Source organism: Asaia prunellae JCM 25354 (assembly GCF_000613885.1).
Lineage (GTDB): Bacteria > Pseudomonadota > Alphaproteobacteria > Acetobacterales > Acetobacteraceae > Asaia > Asaia prunellae.
In genome coordinates, this window is the sequence record NZ_BAJV01000017.1 from 41804 (window position 1) to 64590 (window position 22787).

The 22787-nt window shown below is 57.5% G+C and carries 24 protein-coding genes and 3 pseudogenes; 17 read left to right on the top strand and 10 right to left on the bottom strand.

Annotated elements, in window-relative coordinates; all coding sequences use genetic code 11:
* Nucleotides 1-85: 85 nt before the first annotated feature.
* Together JCM25354_RS13395 and JCM25354_RS13400 are read right to left on the bottom strand one after the other, a co-directional pair.
* Nucleotides 86-553, bottom strand: coding sequence for a YbaK/EbsC family protein (locus JCM25354_RS13395; RefSeq protein ID WP_025886378.1), 468 nt, complete (start codon nt 551-553; stop codon nt 86-88).
* Between the two features lie 7 nt (nt 554-560).
* Nucleotides 561-1658, bottom strand: a complete 1098-nt coding sequence (locus tag JCM25354_RS13400; protein WP_025886379.1) for an energy transducer TonB — start codon at nt 1656-1658, stop codon at nt 561-563.
* Between the two features lie 240 nt (nt 1659-1898).
* Here JCM25354_RS13400 and JCM25354_RS19090 point away from each other — a divergent pair, with 240 nt between their 5' ends.
* Entirely contained in the window at nt 1899-2528 is a 630-nt protein-coding gene (locus JCM25354_RS19090) for a DNA-3-methyladenine glycosylase family protein (RefSeq protein WP_369345793.1), read from the top strand.
* A 36-nt stretch (nt 2529-2564) separates the two neighbouring features.
* Here JCM25354_RS19090 and JCM25354_RS13410 read toward each other — a convergent pair whose 3' ends face one another.
* Together JCM25354_RS13410 and JCM25354_RS19095 are read right to left on the bottom strand one after the other, a co-directional pair.
* A complete protein-coding gene (locus JCM25354_RS13410; RefSeq protein WP_025886380.1) occupies nt 2565-3956 on the bottom strand; it encodes a M20/M25/M40 family metallo-hydrolase in 1392 nt (463 codons plus the stop codon).
* 31 nt (nt 3957-3987) lie between these two features.
* Nucleotides 3988-4766: pseudogene (locus tag JCM25354_RS19095) on the bottom strand (alpha/beta fold hydrolase).
* 489 nt (nt 4767-5255) lie between these two features.
* On the opposite strand from JCM25354_RS19095, the pseudogene JCM25354_RS23585 reads away from it, so the two are divergent.
* The 9 genes and pseudogenes from JCM25354_RS23585 to JCM25354_RS19110 form a co-directional block, all read left to right on the top strand.
* Nucleotides 5256-6111 (top strand): annotated as a pseudogene (locus tag JCM25354_RS23585) (chloride channel protein); the annotation flags it as partial.
* A gap of 387 nt (nt 6112-6498) precedes the next feature.
* Nucleotides 6499-6681 (top strand): hypothetical protein, encoded by a 183-nt coding sequence (locus JCM25354_RS23590; RefSeq protein ID WP_369345794.1) that lies wholly within the window; start codon nt 6499-6501, stop codon nt 6679-6681.
* Nucleotides 6682-6806: 125 nt separating this feature from the next.
* On the top strand, nt 6807-7148 hold the full coding sequence (locus tag JCM25354_RS13425) for an AtpZ/AtpI family protein (RefSeq protein WP_025886381.1): 342 nt from the start codon (nt 6807-6809) through the stop codon (nt 7146-7148).
* A gap of 88 nt (nt 7149-7236) precedes the next feature.
* Nucleotides 7237-7986 carry a F0F1 ATP synthase subunit A gene (locus JCM25354_RS13430; RefSeq protein ID WP_025886382.1) on the top strand — a complete coding sequence of 250 codons (750 nt, stop codon included), beginning with the start codon at nt 7237-7239 and terminating at the stop codon, nt 7984-7986.
* Between the two features lie 57 nt (nt 7987-8043).
* The gene (locus JCM25354_RS13435; protein WP_025824649.1) at nt 8044-8268 is read left to right on the top strand and encodes an ATP synthase subunit C family protein; all 225 of its coding nucleotides are present in this window, start codon (nt 8044-8046) and stop codon (nt 8266-8268) included.
* 148 nt (nt 8269-8416) lie between these two features.
* A complete protein-coding gene (locus tag JCM25354_RS19105; RefSeq protein ID WP_243444078.1) occupies nt 8417-8890 on the top strand; it encodes a F0F1 ATP synthase subunit B family protein in 474 nt (157 codons plus the stop codon).
* Nucleotides 8891-8902: 12 nt separating this feature from the next.
* Entirely contained in the window at nt 8903-9430 is a 528-nt protein-coding gene (locus tag JCM25354_RS13445; RefSeq protein WP_025886383.1) for a F0F1 ATP synthase subunit B family protein, read from the top strand.
* Nucleotides 9431-9481: 51 nt separating this feature from the next.
* Nucleotides 9482-10207, top strand: a complete 726-nt coding sequence (locus tag JCM25354_RS13450) for a glycosyltransferase family 2 protein (protein ID WP_025886384.1) — start codon at nt 9482-9484, stop codon at nt 10205-10207.
* 8 nt (nt 10208-10215) lie between these two features.
* A pseudogene (locus tag JCM25354_RS19110) lies at nt 10216-11866 on the top strand (ArnT family glycosyltransferase).
* A 92-nt stretch (nt 11867-11958) separates the two neighbouring features.
* Here the strand turns inward: JCM25354_RS19110 and JCM25354_RS23135 are convergent.
* Entirely contained in the window at nt 11959-12090 is a 132-nt protein-coding gene (locus tag JCM25354_RS23135; RefSeq protein ID WP_279379583.1) for a hypothetical protein, read from the bottom strand.
* A gap of 180 nt (nt 12091-12270) precedes the next feature.
* Nucleotides 12271-12783: a DUF2721 domain-containing protein gene (locus JCM25354_RS13465; RefSeq protein WP_025886385.1), complete on the bottom strand. Its 513-nt coding sequence runs from the start codon at nt 12781-12783 to the stop codon at nt 12271-12273.
* 188 nt (nt 12784-12971) lie between these two features.
* On the opposite strand from JCM25354_RS13465, the gene JCM25354_RS13470 reads away from it, so the two are divergent.
* From JCM25354_RS13470 to JCM25354_RS23845, 4 genes are all read left to right on the top strand, one after another.
* On the top strand, nt 12972-13739 hold the full coding sequence (locus JCM25354_RS13470) for a creatininase family protein (protein WP_051537419.1): 768 nt from the start codon (nt 12972-12974) through the stop codon (nt 13737-13739).
* Nucleotides 13740-13764: 25 nt separating this feature from the next.
* Nucleotides 13765-15072, top strand: a complete 1308-nt coding sequence (locus JCM25354_RS13475; RefSeq protein ID WP_025886387.1) for a YncE family protein — start codon at nt 13765-13767, stop codon at nt 15070-15072.
* Nucleotides 15073-15252: 180 nt separating this feature from the next.
* Nucleotides 15253-15999: an L-lactate dehydrogenase gene (locus JCM25354_RS19115; protein ID WP_279379584.1), complete on the top strand. Its 747-nt coding sequence runs from the start codon at nt 15253-15255 to the stop codon at nt 15997-15999.
* The gene (locus JCM25354_RS23845; protein ID WP_279379585.1) at nt 15969-16394 is read left to right on the top strand and encodes an alpha-hydroxy-acid oxidizing protein; all 426 of its coding nucleotides are present in this window, start codon (nt 15969-15971) and stop codon (nt 16392-16394) included. The genes JCM25354_RS19115 and JCM25354_RS23845 overlap by 31 nt, the downstream gene beginning before the upstream one ends.
* Nucleotides 16395-16463: 69 nt before the next feature.
* Here the strand turns inward: JCM25354_RS23845 and JCM25354_RS13485 are convergent, their stop codons facing one another.
* Nucleotides 16464-17384 carry a SphA family protein gene (locus JCM25354_RS13485; RefSeq protein WP_025886388.1) on the bottom strand — a complete coding sequence of 307 codons (921 nt, stop codon included), beginning with the start codon at nt 17382-17384 and terminating at the stop codon, nt 16464-16466.
* Nucleotides 17385-17577: 193 nt separating this feature from the next.
* On the opposite strand from JCM25354_RS13485, the gene JCM25354_RS20350 reads away from it, so the two are divergent.
* The 3 genes from JCM25354_RS20350 to JCM25354_RS13500 all read left to right on the top strand — a co-directional run bounded on the left by JCM25354_RS20350 (nt 17578) and on the right by JCM25354_RS13500 (nt 20765).
* Complete coding sequence (locus tag JCM25354_RS20350; RefSeq protein ID WP_025886389.1) at nt 17578-18552, top strand: AraC-like ligand-binding domain-containing protein; 975 nt, start codon at nt 17578-17580, stop codon at nt 18550-18552.
* Nucleotides 18553-18688: 136 nt separating this feature from the next.
* Nucleotides 18689-19717, top strand: a complete 1029-nt coding sequence (locus JCM25354_RS13495) for a carbon-nitrogen hydrolase family protein (protein ID WP_025886390.1) — start codon at nt 18689-18691, stop codon at nt 19715-19717.
* A 4-nt stretch (nt 19718-19721) separates the two neighbouring features.
* Entirely contained in the window at nt 19722-20765 is a 1044-nt protein-coding gene (locus tag JCM25354_RS13500; protein ID WP_025886391.1) for a phenylacetaldoxime dehydratase family protein, read from the top strand.
* A gap of 40 nt (nt 20766-20805) precedes the next feature.
* Here JCM25354_RS13500 and JCM25354_RS13505 read toward each other — a convergent pair whose 3' ends face one another.
* The 3 genes from JCM25354_RS13505 to JCM25354_RS13515 form a co-directional block, all read right to left on the bottom strand.
* Nucleotides 20806-21651, bottom strand: a complete 846-nt coding sequence (locus tag JCM25354_RS13505; protein ID WP_025886392.1) for an NADPH-dependent oxidoreductase — start codon at nt 21649-21651, stop codon at nt 20806-20808.
* Between the two features lie 92 nt (nt 21652-21743).
* Nucleotides 21744-22295, bottom strand: coding sequence for an adenine phosphoribosyltransferase (locus JCM25354_RS13510; protein ID WP_025886393.1), 552 nt, complete (start codon nt 22293-22295; stop codon nt 21744-21746).
* A gap of 94 nt (nt 22296-22389) precedes the next feature.
* Nucleotides 22390-22761 carry a response regulator gene (locus JCM25354_RS13515; RefSeq protein ID WP_025886394.1) on the bottom strand — a complete coding sequence of 124 codons (372 nt, stop codon included), beginning with the start codon at nt 22759-22761 and terminating at the stop codon, nt 22390-22392.
* Between the last annotated feature and the right edge of the window lie 26 nt (nt 22762-22787).

Here is a 22787-nt window from a genome sequence, read left to right on the forward strand (position 1 = left end):
TTTGTATCTTGAGATCAGCGTGCTCTGCGTTTCGCAGATGGCTAACAAACAAGAATTTTCAGTTCATTTTCTCGAAAAAGAACCCTTAACCCACATCCTGACGCACATGCACCCAGACGCCCTTGGTCAGCTCGGCCAGCTTCTGCGGCGTCATGCGCACTGAAGCTGTAATCGAGCCTGCTGCAGGAATAATCTCTTCGAATTGCAGCAGCGACTCATCGCAATAGACCGGCAGAGGGGAAGGCAGCCCGAAAGGACAGACGCCGCCAACGGGGTGGCTGGTTGCCTCCAGCACGGCTTCTGGTCCGAGAAAGCGGGGTTTCCCTCCCAGAATTTCGCGGGCGCGCCGATTATCCAGGCGTGCCGTGCCCGCCATGACGACCAGTACGATCTTCCCCCCGACATCGACACAAAGCGTCTTGGCAATCTGGTCGGGAACAACCCTGTGCACTGCTGCGGCTTCAAGAACGGTGGCCGTGCTCAGGCCATCATCAATGATGGCAAGTTCAGGGGCGAGACGGGCGAGTTCGTTGCGAACGGAATCGAGGCTCATGCGGTACTCAACGTCTGATCAGAATGTAATTGATCGTCAGATCAATATCGAAATGGTCGCCCTTCATGTCTGGCGGCACGGGGGGAAGCTGCGCCCCCTGGAACATACCTGTAGTGGCAGCATCGAGAGAATACGAGCCGGATTGCCCGGTCAGACGCACTGATTTGACGCGGCCTGAACGGTCGAGCACGACATGAACGGAAGAGGGGCCGTCTTCGCCATTCTTTATGGCGTCTTCCGGATAATAGAGATGTGCCCGGATCCAGCGATCGATCTCGCTGCCATAATCATCGCTCACGCCCCGGATCGAATTACGCGTCATGAATGGCGCATTGATCTGTCCATTGGTCGAAAGTGGACCAAGCGACATGTCTATAGGCGCACCTGACCCGCCGCGCCGGCCGCGTTGTCGACGCGGTGTCGAAGGGGCCTCGCTGAAATCGAGCGTCGTCATGTTGGCAAACGGATTATCCGATTGCTTGGGTGTCGGCCGTTTGCTCGAACGATGACTATGGGCATGGGTCTGGCTGTGCCGACCGGATTTGGGAATGCCCGGACTGACAGGGCGGTCTGTCTGGGTCTTTGGCAATTCGGTTGAAGGCCCTTCCGGTACAGGTGGCGCTGCAGGCGGGGTTGGTGTGGGCGGAGCAGGCGTTGGCGTTGATTCCTCCTCATCCGGTTGCTGCTCCTGCTGTGTGTCCGGAGTGCTGGCAGAGGACGAATCATGGCTGGTGGATGGTTTTTCAGGACCTCCGGGTTTCTCCTCATGCGGGCCTGCCATGCCACTTTTGCTCGGTGGGGCAAACATCATCTCTATCTGAGGCTGCTCGATCCCCTCGGAAAGACCACGGGCATGATGAGCGCTTTCATAGATCAGCAATGCGATCAGTACCGCATGGGCGATCGCTGACACGATCAGAACTGTCGTGACGCCGGAATCTTCAAGGGTCTGGGGGCGTATCAGTGACGCGCCAGCCGGTCTGACCGGCGGTTCGCTCCCGATTTTGGGTTCGTAATGGCCCAGTCTGGCGCGGCTGCGGGTCATGGAGGGCAGGGCGCGGGTCTGCTCTTCTGCCGACGCGAAAAGCAACGGCTCATTGCGCACCCGTTTTTGGTCTGGGCGCGGAGCTGGAGCCACGCCCGAAGAGGGCGAGGTCGGATCAACGGGCTGGGTGCGTTTCAGAAGAACACCTGCAGAGAATCAGAACACACGCCAACACGCGGTGAATCATACAATAAATTCTGCATGACTACACGATCTGGCACTTGCGCCTATCATGACATTGGACGCCTCCTTTTGCCAAGCGGGCGTGAGGCATGTGGTAACCGTAAGAGGAGAAATTCCATGTCGGAAGATGATACTCTCTATGCCTGCCTCGGGCAGGATCCCGTCCTGGCGGCTGCCATGGAGCGTATTGGTCCGTGCCGGCTGAGAGGATCTGACGGCAAGACACCCTATCAGGCGCTGTTTCGTGCGATTATTGGACAGCAGCTGCATGGGCGCGCGGCCGAGGCCATTTTGGGTCGTGTCTGTGCGCTGACAGGGGGTGAAATACCCGATCCCGAAGCATTTCTGGCGCAGACGGAAGACTGTCTGCGTCAATGTGGCCTCTCAGCTTCGAAATTACTGGCACTTCAGGGGCTGGCTCAGGCACGTCTGACAGGGCTTGTCCCTGATCTGGCAGAGGCTGCAGTACTGGGCGATGAGGTGCTGGTTGAGCGGCTGATTACGCTTCGTGGTATTGGCCGCTGGACTGTGGAAATGTTGCTTATTTTTACATTAAATCGGCGTGATGTGCTTCCTGTGGATGATTTTGCCGTACGGGCAGGATGGCAGAAACTGCACAGCCTGCCTCTGCCCCCTAAACCGGCTGCTCTCAGGAAGGAGGGAGAACGCTTCAGCCTTATCGTTCGGCCCTTGCCTGGTATCTCTGGCGGCTTTCCGAGGAGGGAAAGACCATCAGGAATGTTCTGACAGGCGATTGAAGCGCCTATGAAAAATATCCGGGAGTCAGTTCTGTGAAAGGTCAGTTACCAGTGAAAGCATGAAATGCAAACCGGGCGTTATGGTTGAAAGGGGGACGCGCTCATTGAGGCCGTGACTGAAGTCATCAGAGGCTTTCATGAAGATCGGGCTGGCACCATAGGAAGGCACACCTTTTTCACGAAACCACATGCTGTCGCTTGCTCCGGAACTCATGGTCGGAAAGACCGGTATATTCGGATAGGCCTGCTGGGCAGCGCGTGTTACGGCGGTAGGAAGTGGACCACTTAATGGTGAAGGTTGTGTCTCGACTGAGCCCTGGCTGTGATCCTCTATATGAATGGAAGGATCGTCTATAATAGCTGTCAGTTCATGAATGATATCAGACCGGGAATGGCCGGGGAAAATGCGGCAGTTGATGTTGGCGGCAGCGTGCTGTGGCAGCGCGTTAAGAGCATGTCCCCCCTTGATCATGGTAACGACACAGGTTGTACCGGTTGCGCCGACTAGAGAGGGAGTCGCGCGCAAAACGGCAACGGCCTGCGCGTTGTCCGGGCTCGCGGCGAAGACACGCATGGCAGACGCAAGTTTTGGTGATGTGAAGCGCGCAGCATTCAGAAAATAACTGCGCGTCAGGGCATTCAGTTCCGGCCTGAACGGATGTGCCTGTATAGTGAGCAGGGCTTTTGCCAGTATCGTGATAGCGTTACGAGTGCGCGGTTCGGAGGCATGCCCGCCTGGATCAGTCACCATAAGTCCGATATCGGCATAAGTCTTTTCTGCGCCTGACCAACTGTAAAAGAGCGGTTGCCCGGTTGCCTCGTCGAGCGTACCGCCTCCTACATCCAGATTCAGTACTTCTCTGGCATCCGGAAACATGTCGGCCAGGATCTGACCGGTTTTCATCGCTGTTTCCTCATCACCCGACAGGGCCAGAACGATGTCACGTTTCGGTTTGAAACCCTCATGGCGAAGATGGATCAACGCTGTAATGGCCAGGGCATTGCTCATCTTCATATCCGAGGCGCCACGCCCGTAAAGATAGCCATTTTCCACGATCGGGGTGAATGGGTCCCTCGTCCAGTTGGAGGGACTGGCTGCGACTACATCCATATGACCCGAAATGACCAAAGGCTTGAGCTCTTGCTCCTGACCAGGCCAGCGCAAAACCATATAGGCAGTATCATTCAGTCGGGTGACAGTGATCCAGTCGGCAGGAAAGCCGCCCTTGATGAGCGTTTTGCGGTAAAGCTCGGCAACATCGACAGTCTGGTTATTCGCGCCTGAAACCGAATGCAGTGCAATTGAAGTCTGTGCCAGGGTAAGTGCCTGAAGTCCGTCACGTGTGAGGACGGGGAGGGGCTCGGCCTGCGCGGAACCGATCGAAAGCAGCAGTAACAGCGCAATGCGTTTGATCATCAGGCGATACCTTGAAGAGAAGGCGTGTCGGTCAGATGCTATCAATGAAACCAAGCATCTTTTCAGAAAAGAGCTTTGGATTGTCAGCATGAAGCCAATGGCCCGCATCGGGAATGGTCTCAAGGCGATGATTGGGAAAAAGACGCTTCATGACAGGTTCGTGATCTTTCCCGATATAGGGGGAATGCTCCCCCTCAGGAACAGGGCAGGGCCTTCATAGACATAGCCTTCGGGAACATAGGGCCAGTTCTCGATATTGGTCATCGAGTTGGTGATATCCTGTAGTCCGATCTGCCAGCCGGGTTCGGTGCCAAGACGCACATTCTGGAGCATGAGATCGCGAACGCTGCGGTTCGGGATCTCCTTTGCCAGCAGCTGATCTGCCCCTTGTCGGTCGAGTTGGTCAGGAAAGTGGATATGCAGCATCGCCTCGGCGAGGGCTGCCTGGCCAAAGCCGGTACGGGCCGGGGCCATGTCGCCAATCAGTATTCCGGCTACGAGCTCGGGATATTGCAGCGCCATGATCATGGCCACTTTCCCTCCCATGGAATGCCCGACCAGAATGGCGGGCAGGGCCTCATGGGCACGCAACGTCTCGACGACATCCTCGACCATAGCGGGAAAATCCATGGGGCCATGAGGGCTATCGCCATGATTGCGCAGATCGAGGGCCAATGTACGATGTGTGCGGGCCGCCTGACGCTGCAGAAAGCCCATGTTGCGTGCGCGCCCGAACAGACCATGCAAAAACACGACCGGCGGGTGGCCCCCCGGTTGGGCCGAAAGGCGTTCGATGACGTTCAGCAGCACGATAAAAGGCTCCTTTCAGGGAGGCGTGATGGGCGAAGTCTGGGGTTTTCTGTTGCCTGCGGCAAGTCTGGACGACAATAAGGGTGTCGCTCTTCACCTGTCTTTAAAGCCATGTCAGGATCTTTCTTGGCCTCAGGGTTATACAGAACATTCAGATGGCTTCGGCATTTGGTGCATGTCCCGTACTATGTGCGTGCGCTCGTTCGATCCAATGAAATCTGGTTGACTGTTCTGTCAGCTTGTGTCGGCGTTCTCGCCGGGATGAGCGTCTGGGTGATGACGCGCAGCACACTTTACGCTCATCGGGTGCTCTATGCGCTTCACAATGACGGGCGGCTTTCCGGTCTCGTGAGTCTCAGCCCGTGGCGTACAGTGCTTATGCCCTGTCTCGGTGGTGCTGTGCTGGGGCTCTTTGGTCTGGCTCTTGCGCGGCGCTTCAGTCACAGGCCCGTCGATCCGATCGAAGCCAACGCATTGCGTGGCGGGCGTATGTCAGTGCGAGACAGCGCCATTGTCGCATTCCAGACCTTTCTGTCCAATGGCAGCGGTGCTTCTCTGGGGCTGGAGGCGGGTTTCACCCAGATCGCTGCTGCATTGGGAAGCGGGTGCGGACGACTGTTTCGTGTGCGTCGTGCCGATTTGCGCATTCTGGTCGGATGTGGTGCAGGTGGAGCGATTGCCGCTGCGTTCAACGCACCGATTGCTGGCGCTTTCTATGCGTTCGAACTGGTAATCGGCACCTATTCCCTTGTGAATCTTGCGCCGGTGGCCGTGGCATCGATTGCGGCCGTTGGTACAGGGCATCTTCTGGGGGGTATGAGCGCTACGGTTCCGTTGCTTCCTCATGGCCCGCTTACGGCGCGTGAGACCATGCCCGTTCTGGCACTGGGTATTTTCTGCGGTCTGGTCGGGATAGCCACAATGCGTGGGGTAACGCTTGCAGAGGCCGGATTCCGGCTGCTTCCCCTGCCTGTTTGGATGCGCCTTCACTTGGAGGGGTGGTGGTCGGGGGCTGGCTCTTTATTCTCCGTCCATCCTGTCTGCAGGACATGCCGCCGTTCTCAAGGTGCTTCAGGGCGGTCTATCGCCCTGGCCGTTGTTTCTGCTGCTGATACTGAAAATGATGGCCTCTTCGGTTTCGATCGGCAGCGGATTTCGTGGGGGGCTGTTCTTTGCCTCACTCTATCTCGGCGTGCTGGCTGGGTCATTGTTCGGCTTCGGGCTGGAGGCTCTTGGTGCAGGCGGCCCATCGGTTGCGACCTGCGCTGTGCTGGGCATGAGTGCCACTGCGGTCGCGATCATCGGTGTGCCGATGACGATGACCTGTCTTATTCTCGAGATGACGGCTGATCTGACACTGGCAAGCGGAGTTCTGCTTGCCAGTGTATTGTCACTTCTCACTGTACGTCGATTGTTCGGCTATTCCTTCGCTACCTGGCGTTTTCATCAGCGAGGCGAGTCGATTCGCTCTGCTGTCGATGTGAGCCGGCTACGTGCCTTGACGATCGAACGCCTGATGCAGCGTGATTTTCCCTGTCGGCAGGAAAGCATGACTGTGGGTGAAGCAAGAGTCAGTTGCCCCCTCGGGATGGCACCACAGATCGTGCTGATTGATACAGAAAACAGATATCGCGGGATCGTGTTGGTTGCCGAGATTCATTCCCCTGACCACCCGCCTGAGCGGATCCTGGGCGCAATTGCAATGCATCAGGCTGTTACCCTTCTGCCCCTCATGGCGTGCGAGGAAGCCGTGCACCTTTTCGAACGGACTGAGGCAGACGCCCTTGTTGTGGTTGAGGATCCAAAGACAAGGCGCGTCGTGGGGATTCTGAGCGAGAAATATGTATTGCGTCGCTATGCTGAAGCTCTGGACCGTACGCGCCGCGAACTGCTCGGTGAGGCAAGACGGGTCTGAGGCGTGACAGGCGTCATGGAAATCGTTGTCCTGCAGTTACGAGGCGTTGACAGGACACGTCTTGATGGGTAGCAACCGCGCACCAAGGACTCCTCATATCGGGGAGGAAGGCGAGGTATGGAATCGTGGGCGCACAGGACGACCTGAACGTTTCCTCGCAAGCGGGAAAGGGTGCCGACAGCTTTGAAAAAAGGCTGGCCGACGCTGAGGCTCGTATGCGCGGTAAGAACGGAAAGTCGGAGATGAGCACCACAGAGCAAGGAGACAAGGCCGACTACTCGGCTTTTGGTCTTGCGATGAGGATCGGAACCGAAATGGTTGCCGCACTCGTCGTTGGCGTGGTTCTGGGATACGGGCTTGATCGCCTGTGCGGAACGAAGCCCCTGTTTATCATTCTGTTCTCGCTGATCGGCGGTGCAGCAGGGATGCTGAATGTCTGGCGTGCGGTGAAAAACGCCAACGTCTGACAGTGCGGCGCAGTTTTACGCGCCATGGTGATGGTTTCATGGGCTGGCCGGTATCCGGGCAGCCCGAATGAGAAGCGGGAGAGGCAGCTTGGCCGCCGGATCAACGATTGACGCGCTCGGCCAGTTCGAGCTTCATCCTGTTCTCGGGCAGATTGGCGAGGCTCTGCGCTTCAGTCAGTCGCCGCTTTTCATGCTGATCGCCGTTGTGGTCGTTCTGGCGTTTCTGTATCTGGGTATGCGTCCTGCCGCTGTGGTGCCGGGGCGTCTCCAGGCTGCAGCCGAGCTGGGCTACGACTTCATCCATAACATGGCTACCGAGACGATCGGCAAGGAAGGGACAGCATTCTTTCCCTTCGTATTCGCGATCTTTTTCTTTATCCTCGCGGGTAACTATCTCGGTCTGATCCCTTACAGCTTTACCTTCACGAGCCATATCGTCGTTACTGTGTCTCTGGCTCTGCTCGTGTTTCTGGTGTCGATTCTGGCCTCTTTCAGGTATCAGGGCTTCAAGTTCTTCACGCATTTCATGCCTGAAGGTGCCCCGGTATTTCTTGCGCCACTTCTGATCCCGATCGAGATCCTTTCTTTCCTTTCGCGACCTGTCAGCCTGTCGATCCGACTTTTCGCCAACATGATGGCTGGTCACGTTCTGCTCGAAGTCTTTGCCGGCTTCACTCTGATGCTGGCAGGTCTTGGAGCATTCGGTTCAGTGCTGGCTGTGGCGCCCGTCGTCATCAATGTCGCGCTGACAGCTCTGGAGTTGCTGGTGGGCGTGCTGCAGGCTTATGTGTTCGCCATCCTCACCTGCATTTATCTGCGTGAGGCCGTAGCGCACTGAGTGCGGATCGTTCTTCACGTTTAACTGTTGTTTTGTCGTAACCAAGGAAACTGACTCATGGACGTTACTGCTGCTCGCGAAATCGGTGCCGGTATTGCTGTTATCGCTCTTGCCGGTGTCGGCATCGGCCTCGGCAACATCTTTTCCACGCTGGTGAGCTCAATTGCCCGCAACCCGGCTGCTCGCCCGCATGTGTTCGGCCTCGGCATGCTCGGCTTCGCACTGACGGAAGCTGTTGCGCTTTTCGCTCTTCTGATCGCCTTCCTGATCCTGTTCGTCTGATTAGAGAGGCAGGGTAAAGTCATGCGCCTTCCGTCTCGTAATCTCGCTGCCCCGCTGGCCATTGCGCTTGCGCTTGGCGCTGTGCCGGGACGGGCCTGGGCAGCTGGCATGCCGCAGCTCGACTTCGCCAACCCCCTGCTTATCGCAGGTGGTCTGGGGCGCAGTCATTTTTGCGGTTTTCTACTTTGTTCTGAGTCGCTCGGCCCTGCCGCGTATCGAAGGGGTTCTGACCCATCGACGCAACCGGATCGAGGGCGATCTTGATATTGCCCGCCGTGCCCGTGACGACGCTGATCGCGCCGTTGACGAGCTGCGCCGTGCGCGCCACGATGCAGCCGCTCAGGCACAGGCCAATATCGACCGGGTTGTTCAGGAAGCCCGTATGGCTGCCGAGGCTCAGACCCACGAAATGAATCATCGGCTTATGGCTGATATCGCCGAGGCCGAGAAGCGTATCGCTTCTGCACGTGTCGACGCGCTTGCAAGCCTGCCAGGCGTTGCCGCAGATACAGCTCAGAGTCTGATCGAGAAACTGCTTCGTCCCTCCGGGCTCGGAACGACCATCTCGAAAGATCAGGTGGAGAGCGCCGTTCAGGCCGGTCTCTCGGCAAGCAGAGGCTAAGGAAGTCACGCGATGTTCCACGATCAGCGTTTTTATGTCGCTATTTCCTTCGTTCTCTTCTTCGTCCTGTTTGGCGGTAAGCTATGGAAGGCGATTTCTGCCATCCTCGATGCCCGTGCAGAGCAGGTCCGCAGCAATCTTGATGAAGCAAGCCGTCTTCGTCGCGAAGCGGAAAAGATGCTTGAGGATGCCACGCGTGAGCGTGAGCAGGCGTTTGCAGAGTCCCGCGCCCTGATCGAACGGTCGCGTCAGGAAGCCGCCACAATAGCGGAAAACGCCCGTCGTGAAGCAGAGGCTGTTGCCGGGCGCCGTGAGCAGATGGCACGTGATCGTATTGCGGCTTCGGAACGTGCTGCAGTTCGTGAAATGCGTGAGCTTGCTGCTGATGCCGCCATCAAGGCGGCACGCAGCCTGCTTGCACAACATCTCGGGACTGAACAGGCAGGGGCTTCTGCTCTTCTCGACTCCGCTATCAGCGATCTGCCACAGGCTCTCAGGGCATCCAACGAAGCCGGATCGCGCAGCCAGAACGCTGCCTGATTATCTGTCCCGGGCCGCTTGCAGTCCGGACAAGCCATAGGCGGTTCAGCCATGAGTGTTCGTCTCTCCGTCGTTATTGCTGTTCTCAATGAAGCGGAAAATATCCGCCCCGTTTGTGAGGAACTCGCAAACGTCTTCGAGAATGACCCCGAAATCGAACTGATCTTTGTTGATGATGGCAGCACGGACCGAACGGTCGAGGCGCTTCTTGCCGAGCGTATGCGTGTGTTGCCGGGTCTGCGTCTTCTGAGTCACGACCGGCGTCGCGGCAAGTCAGCTGCCCTGCGCACCGGTATTGAGGCTGCAAAGGGTCATTGGATCGCGACACTCGACGGTGACGGCCAGGATGATCCTGCTGTTATCATAGACATGCTCAAGCGGGCCGAAGCCTGCCAGGATGGCGAGCCTCTGGTGGTCGGTGTACGCCTCAAGCGTAATGACCGCCTCTCACGTGTCATTGCCACGAGATTTGCGAATGGCCTGCGTCGACGTCTGCTGAAAGATGGCTGCCCTGATACGGGCGCCCCCATGAAGCTTTTTGCCCGCTCTGCTTTTCTGCGTATTCCCCAGTTCGAGGGGGTACATCGTTTTCTGCCCGCATTGCTTGGCTGCTATGGAGCAGAACTGATCTGTGTCGAGACGCGCCATCGGGCGCGCCTGCACGGACAGTCCAAATATACCAATTTCAATCGCGCGCTTGTTGGCATCCGTGATCTTCTGGGTGTCATGTGGCTGCTCAATCGCACGAGACTGCCGGGCCGCGTAACCGAACGCTGAGGGCTCTCATGACTCTGACCTGGCGCCATTATCTTGGCGTGGCTTTGCTGACCCTGCTGATTTTTCTGCCGGGACGGATGAGTCTTGTCCCCCTCGACCGGGACGAGCCACGCTATATGGAAGCCTCGGCCCAGATGCTTGAGAGCGGCAATTTCATCGATGTCCGATTTCTGGATCAGCCACGCTATTTGCAACCTGCCGGCATTTACTGGCTTGAGGCGGGGGCCCAGAAGATCTTTGGTGGTCCCCATGACCGTCACATAGCCTGGCCTTATCGCATTCCCAGCCTGATTGCTGCTGTTTCTGCTGTCACACTGACAGCCTATCTGGGCGCAACATTGTTCGGTGGGCTCACTGGTCTCGTGGCGGCAGCCCTGCTTGCGGTTTCGACCCTGCTCACCGCTGAAGGGCGAATGGCGACGATCGATACGGTGTTGCTGCTTGATATCCTTCTGGTCGAGACGGCGCTTTTGCGGGCTTATCTTGACCAGCAGCGAAACCGGACAACGTCTCTGGGCATTGCTCTGCTCTACTGGGGCGCACTGGGATGCGGGCTGATGCTCAAGGGGCCTGTGGTGTTGATCCCGGGTTTTGCAACTCCGCTAGCCTTGCGTGTGATCGATCGTCAGGCAGTCTGGTTTGCCCGTCTTCGTCCTCGCTGGGGATGGCTTGTAACGCTCGCGTTTGTGTTGCCTGGTGCATTGCGATTGGTGTCGTCAGCCATGGGGCCTTTTTCTCCCACTCGGTGGGGACCAATTTTCTTGGTAAGATCGGCCATGGTCAACAGGCCCATGCTTGCCGCCCGGTTTTCATGTCGTGGTGTTTTTGCTGGCTTTCTGGCCGGGCTCCCTATTTCTCGTACTTGGTTTGCCCGCGATCTGGTCGCGTCATCGCGAGCCTGCTGTGCGCTTCCTGCTCTGCTGGATTGTGCCTCACTGGCTCGTCTTCGAGGCGATTGCGACCAAATTGCCGCATTATGTGCTGCCTACCTATCCAGCTATTGCAATACTGGCAGCAGCTAGCCTGACCAAATGGCCCTTGCGTCGACCAAAAGCGGTCTGGGCACGCGGTCTGATGGGGCTGTATACCCTGCTCTGGGGGATGCTGGCGGCTGGTTTCGTTGTCGCTGGGGTCATTCTGCTCTGGAAGAGTGAAGGCCAGCTCAATTACGGAGCGCTTATTGCGGTTTTTGGTGCGCTGCCTCTCGTCCTTTATGCATTCTGGCTGCTCTGGAAAGCACGGCGGCTTCATGCTGCCTGGGTCATTATCGCCGCCGCTGTAGTAGTGCATGCGGGTATTTTCCTGACCGTAATTCCCAATCTGGGCCTGTTGCAGCTCGCCCCGCGAGCCGCTGCTCTTTACGATGACTATCGTCCCTGTGAGAACAGTACGCTCGTCTCGGTTTCCTATTCCGAACCAAGTCTCGCTTTTCTGGCCGGATCAAATACAAAGCTGCTGGGTGTACCCAAGGCGGCGGAGTATCTTGCAGCCAATTCTTCCTGCGCACTCGTCCTTGTTGATCGAAAGGATGAGGCTGCACTTATCAGCCGGATGCTGGAGAAAGGGTTTGCTCTGACGGAATATGGCCGAGTGACCGGACTGAACTATTCCAATGGCCACCATCTTGATCTGGGACTTTATGCGCCTGCCCGGAAATAGGCAGGGGCAATGATAATTTTGAAGACGGGACTGAAAGCCAGAAGGCTTTCTTATCTCCTCTTCAAGTAATCATCTTTCTCGGATAAGTCCAGTCAGGCTGTTCTGTCTGCAGCGATCGTTGCAACAAGAAGTGCAGCAATGACAGGGGTGAAAGAGATCATTGTCAATGCGCTGAGTGCAGTAAGCGGGTGGGCGATAAGATTGGCAATTTCAACGGTGAACATCAGGTTTTTCCAAGATATTTGAAGTGTGGCGGCGGAAAAAGCGCTCAAACCTGATCAAAGACAATCGTCGAAAACGCGCTTCAGCAATGCAGTAAATGCATGGAACGAACTGTATATCTATTTGATCGTTATTTGCCTGGTATTATGGTAATAAAATTACTCTCTTGCCTAGGGAGACCGCTATCTTGTTGCTTTGATCACAGGCACCGGCTTGGGGAGAGCCCCGTCTCTTTTCAGGCCGTGCCAGGCAAGAAAGGTATCAGCTAGGAATGCCGAAAGTGCTCCCACAGTGCAGAAAAGCGCGCCGCCAAACAGAAAGATGAGCCAGGCTACCGTCTGACTGTTGTGAAGACTGCCGACGAACAGGGCCAGAGCGGCGCCACAGGTTGAAGCGCCTCCCACACCACCAAGCATGACTGCAGAATCGAGAGCAAAAATGCGACGCCGCAAACGGCGCTGGTGACGTTCGAGCCGAGCTGTTTCGTCATTATCCTCGTTTGTCTCGTTCAGGCGGTGGGCTACCTCTTCCACATGATCGGACACGCGGGCGAGCCGCGTATTGAAGAGTGTCAGGAGGGACGCCACGCCTGACAGCATGAAGACAGGGGTTAACGCGACCTGAATGACATGTGCCACGCTATCGATCGGTTCGGGTGCCAGAAGAGCATTAAGGCCGACGGGGTCGAGCGGCATGGGGACGGTGGCTCCATAACTGATGTGAAATCAGTGATGTGTTTTACAGTGCCAGCAAAACTCTGCAACATCGAGACCAGGCTCTGGCGCCAGTCTGCACCTGTGATAGAACAAGGGACGTTTCTTTTGAGGAAATCTCGAGCGTGACCTTTATTACCTGCCTGCGTCCTGTCGCACGTCAGTTGTTCATGGCGTTGACTATTCTATATGGAGCGACACATGCGGCTCATGCCGGGACAGTTTCCTTTGAAAAACTGACCTGGACCGAGATTCAGGCGCAGATCCAGAATGGAACCGATACGATTATCGTTCCTGTCGGTGGTACGGAGCAGAGTGGTCCCTATATTGCGGTCGGCAAGCATAATATCCGGGCGCAGGTTCAGGCAGAGCATATTGCCGGGCGTCTTGGGCATGCGCTGGTCGCACCGGTCATTGCCTATGTGCCTGAGGGCACTACGACGCCGCGCAGTTCGCATATGCGTTTCGCCGGGACAATATCGATTCCGCCCGCCGTGTTTGAAGGTCTGATTGAAGGGGCTGGCGAGAGTTTTCACGTTCAGGGGTTCCGCCATGTGATTTTCATTGCAGATCACGGTGGATATTTGTCCTATCTCAAGGCAGCTGTGGCAAAGCTGAACAATAAATGGCGTGGCCAGGGGGATGCCCTCTATCTGGCGGCATATTATGACAGTATTGGCGGCGCATTTGCCGATACGCTACGTCAGAGAGGATATGGCGCTGCCCTCGGCAAACATGCCGATCTGAGTGATACGGCGCTCATGCTGGCCATTGACCCGACCATGGTCAGGCTGGACGCGTTGAAAGCAGCACCGCTGCCGGGAATCGCTCAGGGCGTTTACGGAGGAGACCCCCGACCCGCTACCGCGGCGCTGGGAGAGATTGGTACAGAGATTCAGGTTCAGGCAGCGCTCCGTGCCCTTGGCAAGGCCCGCTGAGATGAGTCGTTTTCAAGGAGCATCTATGAAGTTCTCACATCATGCGTTCATCGTATCGCTGTTCGGCCTGACGCTTGGTGCTGTTCCCGCAGCATGGGCTCAGGACGTCACATCGAATGGCGCTCCGGTTTCCTCTTCACAGTCAGCCAATACGGCAGTGCCTGCGGCCCCGGCCCAGACCGCTGTACAGGGAGGAACCCCGGCCACGAGTGCAGCCCCTGATGCGACAGTGTCTGGCGCGCCGGTAACGCCTGGCGTTGTACAGACTATTCCTGGCATGCCTGCGGTTATCGATCCGAAGAATATCTATAGCGAGACGGTCGCCGGCCGTATCTCGCCTGCGATCAAGGATGATCTTGCCCGCGTCTATGTACCCAATCTGCGTGGTAACAGCGTATCGGTGATCGATCCGGCGACATTCAGGGTGGTCGATACCTTCAAGGTCGGTCGCAGCCCCCAGCATGTGGTCCCGAGCTGGGATCTGCGTACGCTCTGGGTGACGAACAATGCCGAAGGCAGCAATGATGGCAGCCTGACGCCCATCGACCCGCGCACGGGCAAGCCTGGCACAGCGGTCAAGGTTGATGATCCCTACAACATGTATTTCACTCCGGATGGCAAATACGCCATCGTGGTAGCCGAAGCGCATGAACGTCTCGATTTCCGTGATCCGCATAGCATGGCGCTGATCGGCTCTGTTGAAGCCCCGCAATGCAAGGGCATCAATCACGCCGATTTCTCGATAGATGGACGCTATGCCATCTTCACCTGTGAGTTCGGTGGTTATCTGGCCAAGATTGACACGGTCAATCGCAGCCTTGTCGGCTATCTGAAGCTCTCGAAGGGTGGCATGCCTCAGGATATCCTCACAGCGCCGGACGGGCATAAGTTCTATATCGCCGACATGCATGCTGATGGTGTGTTTGTGGTTGATGGCGACAGCTTCAGGGAAACGGGTTTCATTCCGACCGGTCCCGGTACACATGGCGAATACCCTAGCCGTGACGGCAAATTTATGTATGTGGCCAATCGCGGTTCGCACAAGATCCATGGGCCTCGCCATAGCCCCGGCAGCGTTTCCGTCATTGACTTTGCGACGGACAAGGTGGTCAAGACGTGGCCAATTCCCGGTGGCGGCAGCCCCGACATGGGCAATGTCAGCGCCGATGGCAAGTTGCTCTGGCTTTCCGGGCGTTTTGATGATGTGGCCTATGCCATCAACACCGAAACCGGCGATGTGAAGAAAATTCCGGTCGGCGCAGAACCGCATGGTCTGACTGTGTGGCCACAGCCCGGACGTTACAGTGTCGGGCATACCGGTATCCTGCGCTAGTTCTGCTTGGATCATCCTTGTCCTGTTCCGGCGCTTTGCCGGAGCAGGGTACTTCCGGTATGCCGCGCAAGCGGCAGGAAGGGGTGTCAGCAGACGCACAGTGATGTGACTGGACGCTCGGGGATGATGCGCTCCTGTTGAACGTTAACAGGAAGACGTTCATTCAAGGAGTCCGATTACATGCTGATTTCCGCCCCGACGGATTTTCGCAAGGCCGCTCGTCGCAAGCTGCCGCCTTTCCTGTTTCACTACATCGATGGCGGGGCCTATGCGGAGCATACGATGCGTCGCAACCAGGCCGATCTGTCGCAGGTGGCGCTGAGACAACGCATTCTGCGCAATGTCTCCGGTCTTGATACCTCGGCGACTGTTCTGGGTCAGAAATTCAGTTTTCCTGCGGCTCTTGGCCCGGTCGGGCTGACGGGCATGTATGCGCGCCGTGGTGAGGTGCAGGCGGCGCGCGCTGCTGCACGCAAGGGCATTCCCTTTACGCTTTCGACTGTTTCTGTCTGTCCTATCGAGGAAGTGCAGAGCAAGAGCCCGGCGCCGATCTGGTTCCAGCTCTACGTCCTCAAGGACCGGGGTTTCATGCGTAATGTGCTGGAGCGTGCGCGCGATGCAGGCGTGACAACGCTGGTTTTCACGGTGGATATGCCGACACCGGGAGCGCGCTATCGCGACGTACATTCGGGTATGTCAGGTCCTTATGCCGCCGCGCGGCGTATCGCTCAGGCTGTGCTTCATCCTGAATGGGCATGGGATGTTGGTCTCCGGGGCACACCTCATGATCTGGGTAACATCTCGACCTATCGCGGTCACCCGACCAAGCTTGAGGATTATATCGGCTGGCTAGCCAGAATTTCGATCCGTCGATCAGCTGGAAGGATCTGGAATGGATCCGGACTTTCTGGAAAGGATCAATGCTGATCAAGGGGATTCTTGATCCTGAGGATGCGAAGGACGCTGTCCGTTTCGGAGCCGATGGGATCATCGTATCCAATCACGGGGGGAGACAGCTCGACGGTGTGTTGTCAAGCTGTCGCGCCTTGCCACCAATTGCTGACGCGGTAAAAAGCGAGCTGACGGTTCTCGCCGATTCCGGGATACGGTCCGGTCTGGATATTGCGCGCATGGTGGCTCTTGGCGCTGATGCTGTACTTCTGGGACGTGCCTATATCTATGCTCTGGCAGCAGGGGGCCAACGGGGCGTTACCAAGCTTCTGGATTTGATGGAGCAGGAGTTGCGGGTAGCCATGACCCTGACCGGCGCCCGATCGATCAGCGAGATCACGTCGGACAGTCTTGTAAAAGCCATGGGCTGATATGATGTCATGCGGCCCTCGTCTGAGGGTCGCCTTGCCTCCTCCATGACCAGGCAGGTTCTGTGAGCATCAGAGCGGTATCTGGAATTGCAGCCAATAGCGGTCACCGCGTGTGCTGTTCTGCACCCCCATTTCATGTTGCCATTTGAGAGCAACGGCATAAGGCGGCCTGAAGAACCAGATGAGCTGCGGGCCCAGCGCGTATTTGGCGAGACGGTTGCCATCTCCCACACGACGCCCGTTCTGCACATCATTGGTGAATTGCGACGTCACGAAGCCGTTCAGCCCGAGGCGGAGCTGTGGCAGGGCGGGCATAATCATGTAATTCGCACCGAAATCGATATTGATGACATTACCTGATTTGTAATCGGTTGCCCCGTTCTTTGCATTGATCTGCAGCTCGCCTTCGGCTGAGACATCAAAACGCTTCGTAGGCGTCCAGGTCAGCGCGGCTTCCTGATTGAAGCCGAAGACATGGGTTGATTCGCTGACAGGATCGGTCTTGCTGAACGAGCCGATGGGAAGAAACGCGCCTTCACCCAGATACACATGGAGTTTGGGCGTATGCCATGAGAGATAGAGTGGTGCGAGATACAGCCAGTTTGCGCCAAAGGCCGTGCCGCCCTGACCACCCGCCCGCAAGGTGAGGCTGTTGAGTGCCAGAATAGCGCTGCTTGAGATCGTTGCCCCCATAAACTGGCTGTTCCAGCTGTGAAAAAGTCGTGCGGCATTCGCGATAGCGGTGGCGCGGAATCCCGGTACGGCGGATTTTCTGTTTGTGCTCGAATAGGCCCCGTTGGGGTTCACCACAAAATAATCCTGCCACAACGTCTGACCCGGTGCGGGCGTCAGGGCAGGATAGATCGTCTGAACACCTGAGGCCCAGTTGGTCTGTCCACCTTCAGTGGCTTTTGTTTCTGACATGATGCCCGGCATGAATACGCCTGTACAAAGCGCAAGGATCAGGTCGGTTTTCAGGAACTGTTTCATCTCACCCCCGCTTGAAATCGAGAGGAAATGTCAGCACGCAGGTGGGATAGGCTCTTGTCCGGGAGAGAGCGTTTTCTTGTCTGTGTCGCCGGAATTGTCCCAAAGCGGAACAATAACGATACCGAAACATTCTATCCCATGCTAGGCGATGGGCTATATGGGCGGACAAGGATAGTGACGGAGGCAGAGTGACATGCCGCTGCTATTGCAGAGCTATGATATTGCCGGTCTGTCGCCCCGGGCGGGGGTCGAGTTCTGGCACGACATTGTCTGCCGGTCCTTTGTGCCGCTGGAGTGCAAGCCGCAGCAGACCGGATTCCAGGGGGCGGTCACGCGTCTCGCCCTTGATCGCTGCAGCATTTCGACCGTGCGTTCAAGCGCGCAATCCGTTTCACGCACACGTCGTCTGATCAGTGCCTCCGGCGAGGCGCATTACTTGCTGGGGCTTGGGATCAGCGGCAGGGGGCAGGTCATGCAGGATGGGCGTGAGGCGGTTGTCATGCCAGGCACATTCGCACTCTACCATACCGACAGACCCTATACGCTGCGTTTTGACAGAGATTTCGAGCAGATCATTTTCATGCTGCCTACCGAGGCGCTGAATGCCCGCTTTGGCCATGCGGAATATCACACCGCGACACTGATCGATGCATCCAATCCCCTGACAGAACTGACACGTCATTTCCTGACCGGGCTGATGGCCACGACACGTCCCATGCCAGATATGCTGGTATCGAAACTCACGGCTCAGGCTGCCGAGCTGGTTGCAACCATGCTGATCGCCTCTGGCACCCGCTCAGCCGCGCCCACATCGCATCGCATGACCATGGGGCTACAGATACGCAACGCCATAGAGACGCGTCTGCGTGACCCTGATCTCAACCGCAGATCGCTCGCCGGGCAGTTTCGCATCTCAACGCGCTATCTTGATGATCTCTTTGCCGATGAGAGGATGGGGGTGGCGGAATATATCCTGAAGCGCCGTCTGGACTGGGCACGTGATGCATTGTCTGATTCGAGCCGTGATCGTTACCAGATCGGCGAAATTGCGCGCATGAGCGGGTTTGTGAGCCAGGCTCATTTCAGCCGGGTATTCGCGGCGGCCTTTGGTTGCGCACCGCGAGAGTACCGCAACAGCCGTCATGAGAGGCTCGTTCTGCCCGAGTAGAAGACGTCTTGTGCAGGAAAAGAGAAAGGCATGTTTTGCCTCTCTCCCAGACAAGACAGGGATTTGTTCCGATCTAAGATCGATTCTGTTCCGGGCAGTTTCAGCCCGATCAGATATCCATGGACGGAGCAGAGACATGAGCCTCAAGCACCCCCGATACAAGGTCGCTGTCGTGCAGGCAGCCCCGGTCTTTCTCGATCTCGATGCCACTATCGACAAGACGATTGCCCTGATCAGGGAGGCCGCCGCCTCGGGTGCTGCGTTGATTGCCTTTCCTGAAACCTTCATTCCCGGTTATCCGTGGCATATCTGGCTCGACAGCCCGGCCTGGTCGATTGGCAAGGGTTTCACCAGCCGTTATTTTGACAATTCGCTTGCCTATGACAGCCCCGAGGCTGACCGTTTGCGCAAGGCGGTGAGAGAGGCAGGTATCACAGCCGTGCTGGGACTATCGGAGCGTTACGAAGGATCGCTCTATATCGCCCAGTGGATTCTCGGGCCTGCCGGCGAGACCGTCGCTACCCGACGCAAGCTGCGTGTGACCCATGTCGAGCGCACTGTTTATGGTGAGGGCGATGGGAGCGATCTGGCAGTACATGATTTGCCGGGTCTGGGGCGTGTGGGCGCGCTCTGTTGCTGGGAGCATATCCAGCCTCTGACAAAATACGCGATGTATGCCCAGAACGAGCAGGTCCATATTGGTGCCTGGCCAAGCTTTTCGCTTTACGAGCCTTTTGCCTACGCGCTGAGCGCCGAGGTCAACACGGCAGCGTCTCGTGTCTATGCGGTAGAAGGGGGGTGTTTCGTTCTGGCCCCTTGCGCGATCGTTTCCGAAGAGATGCTCGATATTCTCTGTGATACGCCGAACAAGCGCGAACTGCTGCGCGCCGGTGGGGCCGCTGCGCGTATCTTCGGGCCAGACGGACGCGAACTGGCGGCATCACTCGCTCCTGATGAGGAAGGTCTGCTTTACGCCGAGATCGACCTGGCGGCCATTCCTGTCGCCAAGGCGTCTGCCGATCCGGTCGGGCATTATTCCCGTCCTGATGTGACCCGCCTGTTGTTCAATCCGACAAAAGCCCGGCGTGTGGAATATGTTCGGTCAGGCGAGCCTGAATCCGTGGAAAACACGTCATTTTCTTTTCCGCTCTCCGGCGAGGTCTGACCCCATGGAAAGCGCCATTGCCCCTCATCTCCGTTGTCCGCGATCACGCGAGCGGCGTATTGCCGAAGACTATCAGCCGCCTTTTCCGGCCTGGACGGCTCGAGGCAATACAGGGTCTTCACAGGTCGTCATGGGCTATTTCGGGGTACAGTGGCGCGGCACCGCTCAGGCGGAAAAGGCTGGGGCGGTTCTGGACACGCTCGTAGCCAGGCTTGGTGAAAGAGAGGCCGCGCGGAATATCGAGCGTGCTGTTTTTGTTGATGGTGCTGGCTGGGATAATAAGGTGGCCATTGGCTATTGGCCGGATCCGACCGCCTATCAATACTGGTGGCAACAGCATCAGGCATGGTGGGCCGACCCGGCGCGAGAATGCGAAGAGATCGGGCTGTACCGTGAGATCTATCTTCCACGCAGTACGCATTTCGAGACGTTGTTCAGTGCCTCTGATCGTCTCGAAGGGATCGGTGTCATGCTGGGGGAGAGAAGTGTCGAGCCAATCCAGGAGCACGGTTATTGGGGCGGCATGCGCGATCGGCTGCCCGCCAGTCAGACAGAGAATCTCGTCTCATCCGGAACAAGAAGGATTATGGTGGAGACAGCCCGGCGACGCCGTGTGATCAGTCATGAGGGGGTGGCGCTGATTCGCTCAGGTCAGGACTGGTCAGATGTCCAGGGTGAGGAACTGACTCTCTATCTGGAGCGCATCGAACCGACTCTGAATGCCGGCATGGATTTCCTGCGGGATGAAGGGCAATCCGTCGGGTGCTACTTCAATCGCTATATGCAGGTCAGTACGGCCAATAGCGGCAAGCCCTCTCGCAGCTTCGGCATGAGCGCTTGGCGCGATCTGGCCGCCATGGAGAATTGGGCCGAGCATCACCCGACCCACAAGGCCATTTTCGGCGACTTTCTTCAGGTGGCGCATGCATTGCAGGGGCGGCTCGATCTGCGCCTTTTTCATGAGGTCGCCGTGTTGCAGGCCGAGGCCCAGATTCTCGAGTATATTAGCTGTCATGATCAGACCGGCATGCTGAATGGCGCGGTCTGATCGGGATGCGCGAGGAGGGGGGGGCGGGCGTCCCCTCGCGTTATTTCAGGCGGAAACCGAGTGCTCTGAGCGAGGCGAGCATGGTGTCGCGCCCATGCAGCCCTGCCTTGGTGGCAATGCGTCTGACCATGGTTTCTGACCAGCGTCGGGGCGGTAACCCTTGTTCTTTCTGAAACGCATCATCGAGCGCGTCATAGGAAGCAATGCATTCAGCCTCTGTGCTGGCATCATAATGCTCGCGATGCAGCACGGCCTGCTGCGGCAGGCGAGGCTTGATGCTGGCGGGCTTTTCCGGGTCAGGATAACCGACGCAAAGGCCGAACAGGCCGACACAGCTTTCAGGCAAGGTCAGCTTTCGGGCAATCTCCTCAGGATGATTGCGCAGGCCACCAATATAGACGGTGCCAAGCCCCGCGGCCTCAAGCGTGCTGACAGCATTCTGGGCCGCAAGGGCGGTATCGATCGTGGCAATCAGGAAGGATTCTGCATAGTCGAGCGCTTCATGGGTTTCGCCAGCGCGCGTTGCCAGTCGCTGCAGACGCGAGAGATCGGCAACCCAGACGAGAAAGACCGGTGCTGTCGCGATATGCTCCTGATTGCCGCAAAGTGCGGCAAAATGCGCACGGCGCACCGGGTCTTCAACGGCGATGACACTCCAGCATTGCAGATTGCTGGAGCTTGCCGCTGACTGGGCGGCAGCGATGGCGGCTTCGATGGTGCCCTCGGGAAGCGCATCCGACAGATAGGCCCTCACCGAGCGATGGGAAAGAAGAGAGGTAAAAACGGCGCTCTGACTGACCGGGTTATCGGCCAGCGCTCCGGTCAGAGCCTCGGGGAGAGGCGTGCGATAGCGCTGTTCCCATAGGGAGGAGAGGCAATCTGTCATGGCTGGGCTCCGCATGAGGGGGCTTGCCGGAAAAAGGCGGTCCGGTCTTTGCCGCAGGGCTCGACTGTCAACCGCCTTTGAGTGCGCAGGCCTCAGGCCGGGTAGGTTAGAAGCGAATGCAGCGGCACGTCCAGCTTGTCGCGTCCGCCAAGACCGTCGAGTTCGACCAGTACCGAGGTGCCAACCACTTCGGCGCCCACATTCTGCAGCAGCTTGATCGAGGCAGAGAGTGTACCGCCTGTCGCCAGCAGATCGTCGAGTACGACCACGCGCTGGCCGGGCTTGATGGCATCGGCCTGGATATGCAGTTCGTCCTGACCGTATTCGAGGCCGTATTTCAGCGAGATGGTCTTTCCTGGCAGCTTGCCTGGCTTGCGCAGCATGATGAAGCCGCAGCCAAGACGCATGGCGACAGGGGCCGCCGTCAGAAAGCCGCGGCTCTCGATTCCGGCCAGAAGATCGGGCTGCCAGGGCGCGATGGCGCGCGCCAGACGAGCGGTGGCGATCTGCCAGGCATCGGCATTACGGATCAGGGTCGAGATGTCATAGAACAGGATGCCGGGCTTGGGAAAATCCGGGATCTCGCGAATGTATTTCTTGAGATCGAGCTCGGGCTGATCGCCATGCGGCGTGTTCTGGGTCATGGTTCTGCTTCTCTTCCCTGCTGGACAACATCGTCAAAAGGCGCGGCATCTAGCCGCGGCAGCCTGAAATGTAAATCTCAGGCCATAGTAAATCTCAGGTTGAATCAGCTCTGGCGCTCTCGATGGCTTCGATCAGGGCTGCACGACGGAATGGTTTCGGCAGAATGACAGCGCCGGGCACAAGATCATCGCGAGAGGATGTATCGTCGAAATCGCCCGAGATCAGAATGACGGGCAGATCCGGCTGGGTCTCTCTCAGCCTGCGAGCCAGTACGTCCCCGTTCAGCGCGCCCGGCAGATTGAGGTCAGAGATGATGAGAGAAGGAGGGTGGCTGCCGGCAAGGGTCAGGGCCTCTGCCGCTGAGCTGGCCCGACTGATTGTCTGCCCGGCAGAAGAGAGAATTGCTTCAACAATAAGGGCGATTGAATCGTCATCCTCTACAAGCAGGATGGGCGAATCGGTCATTCGGAGACTCTCCAAAGGGGCTTCAT

Bases quoted from the DNA above. Each gene is read 5' to 3' on its own strand.
- JCM25354_RS13485 (WP_025886388.1), bottom strand. From the start codon at position 17,384: ATGAAACAGTTCCTGAAAACCGACCTGATCCTTGCGCTTTGTACAGGC.
- JCM25354_RS13515 (WP_025886394.1), bottom strand. From the start codon at position 22,761: ATGACCGATTCGCCCATCCTGCTTGTAGAGGATGACGATTCAATCGCC.
- JCM25354_RS13465 (WP_025886385.1), bottom strand. From the start codon at position 12,783: ATGCCGCTCGACCCCGTCGGCCTTAATGCTCTTCTGGCACCCGAACCG.
- JCM25354_RS13470 (WP_051537419.1), top strand. From the start codon at position 12,972: ATGGCGTTGACTATTCTATATGGAGCGACACATGCGGCTCATGCCGGG.
- JCM25354_RS23135 (WP_279379583.1), bottom strand. From the start codon at position 12,090: ATGTTCACCGTTGAAATTGCCAATCTTATCGCCCACCCGCTTACTGCA.
- JCM25354_RS13510 (WP_025886393.1), bottom strand. From the start codon at position 22,295: ATGACCCAGAACACGCCGCATGGCGATCAGCCCGAGCTCGATCTCAAG.
- JCM25354_RS13495 (WP_025886390.1), top strand. From the start codon at position 18,689: ATGAGCCTCAAGCACCCCCGATACAAGGTCGCTGTCGTGCAGGCAGCC.
- JCM25354_RS19115 (WP_279379584.1), top strand. From the start codon at position 15,253: ATGCTGATTTCCGCCCCGACGGATTTTCGCAAGGCCGCTCGTCGCAAG.
- JCM25354_RS13475 (WP_025886387.1), top strand. From the start codon at position 13,765: ATGAAGTTCTCACATCATGCGTTCATCGTATCGCTGTTCGGCCTGACG.
- JCM25354_RS13500 (WP_025886391.1), top strand. From the start codon at position 19,722: ATGGAAAGCGCCATTGCCCCTCATCTCCGTTGTCCGCGATCACGCGAG.
- JCM25354_RS13450 (WP_025886384.1), top strand. From the start codon at position 9,482: ATGAGTGTTCGTCTCTCCGTCGTTATTGCTGTTCTCAATGAAGCGGAA.
- JCM25354_RS13505 (WP_025886392.1), bottom strand. From the start codon at position 21,651: ATGACAGATTGCCTCTCCTCCCTATGGGAACAGCGCTATCGCACGCCT.
- JCM25354_RS19090 (WP_369345793.1), top strand. From the start codon at position 1,899: ATGTCGGAAGATGATACTCTCTATGCCTGCCTCGGGCAGGATCCCGTC.
- JCM25354_RS13435 (WP_025824649.1), top strand. From the start codon at position 8,044: ATGGACGTTACTGCTGCTCGCGAAATCGGTGCCGGTATTGCTGTTATC.
- JCM25354_RS23590 (WP_369345794.1), top strand. From the start codon at position 6,499: ATGGCGTGCGAGGAAGCCGTGCACCTTTTCGAACGGACTGAGGCAGAC.
- JCM25354_RS20350 (WP_025886389.1), top strand. From the start codon at position 17,578: ATGCCGCTGCTATTGCAGAGCTATGATATTGCCGGTCTGTCGCCCCGG.
- JCM25354_RS13395 (WP_025886378.1), bottom strand. From the start codon at position 553: ATGAGCCTCGATTCCGTTCGCAACGAACTCGCCCGTCTCGCCCCTGAA.
- JCM25354_RS13445 (WP_025886383.1), top strand. From the start codon at position 8,903: ATGTTCCACGATCAGCGTTTTTATGTCGCTATTTCCTTCGTTCTCTTC.
- JCM25354_RS13410 (WP_025886380.1), bottom strand. From the start codon at position 3,956: ATGATCAAACGCATTGCGCTGTTACTGCTGCTTTCGATCGGTTCCGCG.